At 37.0% G+C, this 5,918-nt stretch carries 5 protein-coding genes and 1 pseudogene; 4 read left to right on the top strand and 2 right to left on the bottom strand.

Features of this window, described 5'->3' with window-relative positions; genetic code table 11:
• Positions 1-295: 295 nt before the first annotated feature.
• Positions 296-2,899, bottom strand: coding sequence for an alanine--tRNA ligase (gene alaS, locus BLR30_RS17415; protein WP_089861633.1), 2,604 nt, complete (start codon positions 2,897-2,899; stop codon positions 296-298).
• Between the two features lie 291 nt (positions 2,900-3,190).
• Between alaS and BLR30_RS17420 the strand changes: the two genes are divergently transcribed.
• The 4 genes from BLR30_RS17420 (at position 3,191) to msrB (ending at position 5,673) form a co-directional block, all read left to right on the top strand.
• Positions 3,191-3,745 carry a sigma-70 family RNA polymerase sigma factor gene (locus tag BLR30_RS17420; protein WP_089861635.1) on the top strand — a complete coding sequence of 185 codons (555 nt, stop codon included), beginning with the start codon at positions 3,191-3,193 and terminating at the stop codon, positions 3,743-3,745.
• A 7-nt stretch (positions 3,746-3,752) separates the two neighbouring features.
• Complete coding sequence (locus BLR30_RS17425) at positions 3,753-4,025, top strand: zf-HC2 domain-containing protein (RefSeq protein ID WP_089861636.1); 273 nt, start codon at positions 3,753-3,755, stop codon at positions 4,023-4,025.
• 80 nt (positions 4,026-4,105) lie between these two features.
• Complete coding sequence (locus BLR30_RS17430) at positions 4,106-4,549, top strand: DUF417 family protein (RefSeq protein WP_089861638.1); 444 nt, start codon at positions 4,106-4,108, stop codon at positions 4,547-4,549.
• A gap of 20 nt (positions 4,550-4,569) precedes the next feature.
• Complete coding sequence (msrB, locus tag BLR30_RS17435; protein ID WP_089861640.1) at positions 4,570-5,673, top strand: peptide-methionine (R)-S-oxide reductase MsrB; 1,104 nt, start codon at positions 4,570-4,572, stop codon at positions 5,671-5,673.
• Between the two features lie 140 nt (positions 5,674-5,813).
• On the opposite strand, the pseudogene BLR30_RS18110 reads toward msrB, so the two are convergent.
• A pseudogene (locus BLR30_RS18110) lies at positions 5,814-5,918 on the bottom strand (IS982 family transposase); the annotation flags it as partial.

A 5,918-nucleotide genomic window follows, 5' to 3' on the forward strand; every position in this document is an offset into this window, starting at 1 on the left:
ATGAGTTTTTCTCTGAGTGAATCTTAGTTTACTTAAACACTTTTCTCTTGTAATAAATGTATTAATTTCTTTTACAAATCTAAAGGAGTGTTTTTGGGAGTGAAGCGAAGAAAAATGTATCGAGAACGCATGAATGCAGTTCACCCATAAACTTCTCGATGCGCTTTTTCCAAAAGCTACTCGAAGTGACGGTGCGTTAACTACACAATTACAATACAGATTATATAAAAACATCCCTTTCAGAACTAACTGAAAGGGATGTTTTATTTTAAAATTATCCTATTGGAAAAATTTCTTAAAGAATCAGAGCTTTTTGATACGCATTTTCCAGTCCATCAAGGTTTTTTCCTCCGGCTGTGGCAAAACCCGGATTTCCTCCGCCGCCGCCCTGGATTTCTTTTGCCAGATCTTTAATCAATGCTCCCGCCTGATAAATTCCAGCTAAATCATCAGAAACGCCAACGGTAATCACTGGTTTTCCGTCTGAGTCGGACAGAATAACCGTAATGGAAGTCGGGATTTCTTTCTTCAACTGGAAGACGATGTCTTTTACCGAACCGGCATCCAAAGACGTTCTTTTTACCAGAAGTAATTTATCACCTTTTTGCTCGTAAGCTCCTTTCCAGTTGCCGATTTCCCCTTTAGCTTTTTCTTTTTTCAAAGCATCGACTTCGGATTTTAAGGCAGCATTTTCTTCGATTAATTTCTCGACAGAACGTAATACGTCTTTCGACTTTAAAAGTTGAGAAAGCTCGGCAACCTGTTTTTCAAGATTTTTGAAATATTCTTCAGCTTTATCACCTGAAATAGCTTCAATTCTTCTGATTCCCGCCGCGGCAGAACTCTCGGAAATGATCTTGAAATGACCGATTTCACTGGTGTTTTTTACGTGTGTTCCTCCACAAAGTTCCATCGAAGTTCCAAACTGGATCATTCTTACGCTGTCGCCATATTTTTCACCAAACAACGCCATAGCTCCTCTGTCCATCGCCTCCTTAATCGGAATGTTTCTGAATTCCTGTAAGGCAATGCTTTCCTTGATCTTCGCATTTACTTTATCTTCCACCAAGGTCAATTCTTCCTCGGTCATTTTATTGAAATGTGAGAAGTCAAAACGGAGATAATCCGGACCAACAAATGATCCTTTCTGCTCCACATGAGTTCCCAGAACTTCTCTTAATGCTTCATGCAATAAGTGGGTTACAGAGTGATTAGCCTGTGAATTTCTTCTTTCTGCAACATTTACTTTAGCATAAAAAACGGCACCTGCATCTTTCGGAAGACCATTAATTAAAGAAATGATTAATCCGTTTTCCTTTTTTGTTTCGAGAATTTCGAAGCTTTCTACAGCGTTTTCAAGGATTCCTTTATCGCCTACCTGGCCACCGCCTTCAGGATAGAAGGGAGATTCGCTTAACACCACCTGGTAAAATTCTCCGTCTTTATTTTCTACTTTTCGGTATCTTGTAATGTAGGTTTCAGATTCAAACTTATCGTAACCTACAAAGTTTTCAGGTTTTTCTTCCAGCGTTATCCAGTCATATACCTTTTGCGCAGAATCAGCTTTTGAACGTTGTTTCTGTTCATTTAATGCCTGTTCAAATCCTTTTTCATCAATGGTTAATCCTTTTTCTTCAGCAATAATTCTCGTTAAATCATCCGGGAAACCGTAGGTATCATATAATTCAAAAACTTCTTCGGTAGGCAATACTTTTTGATTATTGCCAATCGTTTGCTGAATGAGTTTTTCAACTCTGATAAGTCCGTTTTCTATAGTTCTTAAGAATGATTCTTCTTCACTTTTAATCACTTCTGAAACAAGTTTTCCTTGTTTTTCAAGCTCAGGGAAGAATGTTCCCATCTGCTCCTGCAAAACTGCAACTAATTTATATAGGAATGGTTCTTTCATCCCTAAGAATCGGTAAGAATAAGAAATTCCTCTTCTTAAAATTCTTCTGATTACATAGCCGGCACCTCCGTTGGAAGGCAGCTGTCCGTCAGCGATCGCAAAGGAAACGGCTCTGATATGATCTACCACCACACGGATGGCAATGTCTTTTTCGTCTTCTAAAATTCCGGTGTATTTTTTCCCTGAAAGTTCTTCTACTTTAGCAATCAGCGGCGTGAAAACGTCGGTGTCGTAATTGGAAGATTTTCCCTGAAGCGCCATGCAAAGACGCTCAAAGCCCATTCCAGTATCAACGTGTTGAGCAGGAAGTTTTTCTAAAGTTCTGTCGGCTTTTCTGTTGAATTCCATGAAAACGAGATTCCAGACTTCCACCACCTGCGGATGATCGTTGTTTACCAGTTCAAGCCCTGAAACTTTAGCTTTTTCTTCCGGCGTTCTCAAGTCAACATGGATTTCTGAGCACGGTCCGCACGGTCCGCTTTCACCCATTTCCCAGAAATTATCTTTTTTGTTTCCGTTGATGATTCTGTCTTCGGAAATATGTGATTTCCAGTAATCATAGGCATCCTGATCTCTTTCCAAGTTTTCGGAAGCATCTCCTTCAAAAATCGTTACATATAAATTTTCTTTAGGAATTCCGTAGACTTCCGTCAGCAATTCCCAGGCAAAAGCAATAGCATCTTTTTTAAAATAATCCCCGAAAGACCAGTTTCCCAACATTTCAAACATGGTGTGGTGATAGGTATCGCGGCCTACATCGTCCAGGTCATTATGCTTTCCGGATACTCTCAGACACTTTTGCGTATCAGCGATTCTCGGAGCGGTAGGAGTTTTATATCCTAAGAAAAAATCCTTGAACTGCGTCATTCCTGAATTAGAAAACATTAAGGTAGGATCGTCTTTCAATACGATGGGCGCTGAAGGTACGATGAGGTGATCTTTGCTTTTAAAATAATCTAAAAATTTTTGACGGATCTCTTGTGATGTCATAATTTATATGGCTTTGCTTTTTACATTTTTGATAAGATGCAAATTTAATCTTTTTAAAGTAATGTAAAAACATAGTTTTCTCTTTTAAGCATTTGTAAAATTATACTTTGAATGTTATGTTGAATGTAGGGCGGATGGATATTGAAGTTTTTAATGAGAATTTCATAAGTAAGATTTTTTTGGACTTTATTGTTTAACTTTTTATATTTAAATAAAATATCAAGATTGTGATAAGTGTTTTACAGTGAATGATGTTTAAGAATCTGAATATTTTTCAGGAAAACCGTTGAAATGACAAAAAACGAAATATTTAAACGCTGGGTAAAGCAATATTCTGAACCGTTACTCAGAAGAGCTGTTTATTTACTTTCGGATAAAATCGAGGCAGAAGAGATTGTTCAGGAGGTTTTTATTGCTGCTTTTTCGTCGTATGATTCTTTTGAAGGGAAAAGTCAGCCTTTAACGTGGCTGTTGACTATCTTAAACAGGAAAGTCGCTGATTTTTATCGTAAAAAATACAGGTCTGAGCCACAAATATATCTGGATCATTTTTTTGATGAAACAGGTTCCTGGAAAAGCGATGATGTTCTTTGCGATTGGGATGTCTCTGAAAAGGAGGGCGAGCTTCTCGACGATGGAGATTTTAATAAAACATTGGAAGAATGTATGGAAGATTTGCCTTTACGATGGAAGATTCCAATGAAAATGTATTATCTCGAAGAAAAAAAAGCGCAGGAAGTAAGTCAGGAATTGAATATTTCTACGACTAATCTCTGGAAGATTTTACAGCGAAGCCGAATGCAGCTGAGGGAATGTCTGGAATTTAACTGGTTTTCAAAATCATAAATTTAAAATGTTAAAAAAACTAATACATATTATCTTTTTACCATGCAGTGAAGCAACTTTACTCATGGAGAAGCGCAGTGCAGGGAATATTTCGCCAAATGAAAACAGGCGGCTCAATCTGCATCTTAAAATCTGTAAATGGTGCAGAGCTTATAAACAGAAACTGGAGATCTTAGATGATATCTTAAAAAATAAAAGGTCTCAGGAAGAAGCTGTTGAAATTAATGATTCTGAAATTCAGGAGTTTAACAAAAATATTTTAAAAAAGTTAGATATTTAATTTAAAAATTGTCAGGATTTTGAAATGTCACCGACTATACTTTTGAAAATAAATAAAGTATTAATTCAAAATCTTAGAACATGAACGGAACAAAAACAAATCATCAGGCGACAGTTTATCAATCTGGCTATTACATTTCATTATTCGGAGCTGCACTTATTTTACTGTGGATAGGAATTTTCAAATTCACCCCTACGGAATCCAACGCAATAAAACCTTTAATAGAAAACCATTTTCTCACTTTCTTCGTATATAATTTTGTAAGCGTTCAGTCGGTGTCAAATACTATCGGAGTGATAGAAATTATCATTGCATTATTACTCATCTTTAGTGTGAAATTTGCATCATTGAAAAGGCTTGCTGGATTCGTAATGATTGCAACTTTTCTGATTACATTAAGTTATTTATTTACAACTCCAGGAGTCTGGAAAGTAGTCGACGGAGTTCCCGTAACAGATTTTTTTATTCTGAAAGATCTTATGTTGTTAGGATTTGGATTAATGATATTAAATGAAAAAAAATGAATACAAATAAAAAGTTAACAATGAAAAACATATTAATATTTCTCGGAGTGATTCTGGGAATAGCAGTATTTGCAACAAGCTGCGGAGATTCAAAAAAAATGAAATCCGCCGAATTAAAAAAAGAAAATGAGACCATTATGGACAATAAAAATGTAAAAGAAGTTTATTTTGCAGGAGGATGTTTTTGGGGAACTGAGCATTTCTTCCAACAAATACGTGGAGTCGTAGGAACAGAAGTAGGATATGCCAATGGAAACAAAGAAAATCCTACGTATGAAGAAGTCATCAGCCACACAACAGGCTTTGCCGAAACGGTAAAAGTAAAATACGATCCGGAAGAAGTTGATCTTAAACTGCTCATTGATCTTTATTTTAAAACGATTGATCCTACAAGTTTAAACAAACAGGGAAATGACAGAGGCGATCAATACAGAACCGGAATTTATTCCACCGATAAAGAAACCGAAGCGATCGTAAGAGCTGAAGTAGCAAGACTGGCAAAAAATTACAGTAAGCCTGTACTTGTAGAAACTATTCCGTTAAAAAACTTTTATAAAGCAGAAGATTATCACCAGGATTATCTGGATAAAAATCCGGGAGGATATTGCCACATTGAACCAGGATTATTTGAAATGGCGAGAAACGCCAATCCTCCAAAGAAAAAAGAAGTGAAATACCAAAAACAGGATAAAAAAGTTTTAAAGGAAAAACTGACTGCCGAGCAATATAACGTAACGCAGGAAAACGGTACGGAAAGAGCGTTCCAGAATGAATACTGGGATGAAACCCGAGAAGGGATTTATGTGGATATTACCACCGGAGAACCATTGTTTATCTCTACCGATAAGTTTGAATCCGGTTGTGGCTGGCCGAGTTTCTCGAAACCAATCACGAAAAAGCTAATTGAAGAAAAGCTGGATCGCTCCCACGGAATGACCAGGGTAGAGGTGAGAAGTAAAACAGGAGATGCCCATTTGGGACACGTTTTCAATGACGGTCCTGCGGATAAAGGCGGACTCCGATACTGTATCAACAGTGCTTCGCTAAAGTTTATCCCGAAAGCGGAAATGAAAGAAAAAGGCTACGGAGAATATATAGCTCTGTTAGATAAAGATAAAAAGTAATATTTTAAGTGAAGTGATTGAGGAGGCTGCCGAAAGGCAGTCTTTTCTTTTTATATCTGGCCAACTCACCAATCTCATTCTGAAATGAGCGGAACGAAGTGGGGCGCAGGGGAAATCTATTATATTAACCTGAGTTCGGTTTAAGCAAATTTTAAAAATAGTTGACCGTCATTTACCTTTTTCAAGTTGAGTGACGGTTTCTTTGGAAAGAAACAATATGCTGTTAGTCCTCCCAAAATATTTAT

This window comes from Chryseobacterium taeanense, from assembly GCF_900099685.1.
GTDB classification, from domain to species: Bacteria; Bacteroidota; Bacteroidia; order Flavobacteriales; family Weeksellaceae; genus Chryseobacterium; species Chryseobacterium taeanense.

Excerpts from the sequence above, each read along its gene's own strand:
- BLR30_RS17430 (WP_089861638.1), top strand. The coding sequence starts at position 4,106 with ATGAACGGAACAAAAACAAATCATCAGGCGACAGTTTATCAATCTGGC.
- BLR30_RS17420 (WP_089861635.1), top strand. The coding sequence starts at position 3,191 with ATGACAAAAAACGAAATATTTAAACGCTGGGTAAAGCAATATTCTGAA.
- alaS (WP_089861633.1), bottom strand. The coding sequence starts at position 2,899 with ATGACATCACAAGAGATCCGTCAAAAATTTTTAGATTATTTTAAAAGC.
- BLR30_RS17425 (WP_089861636.1), top strand. The coding sequence starts at position 3,753 with ATGTTAAAAAAACTAATACATATTATCTTTTTACCATGCAGTGAAGCA.
- msrB (WP_089861640.1), top strand. The coding sequence starts at position 4,570 with ATGAAAAACATATTAATATTTCTCGGAGTGATTCTGGGAATAGCAGTA.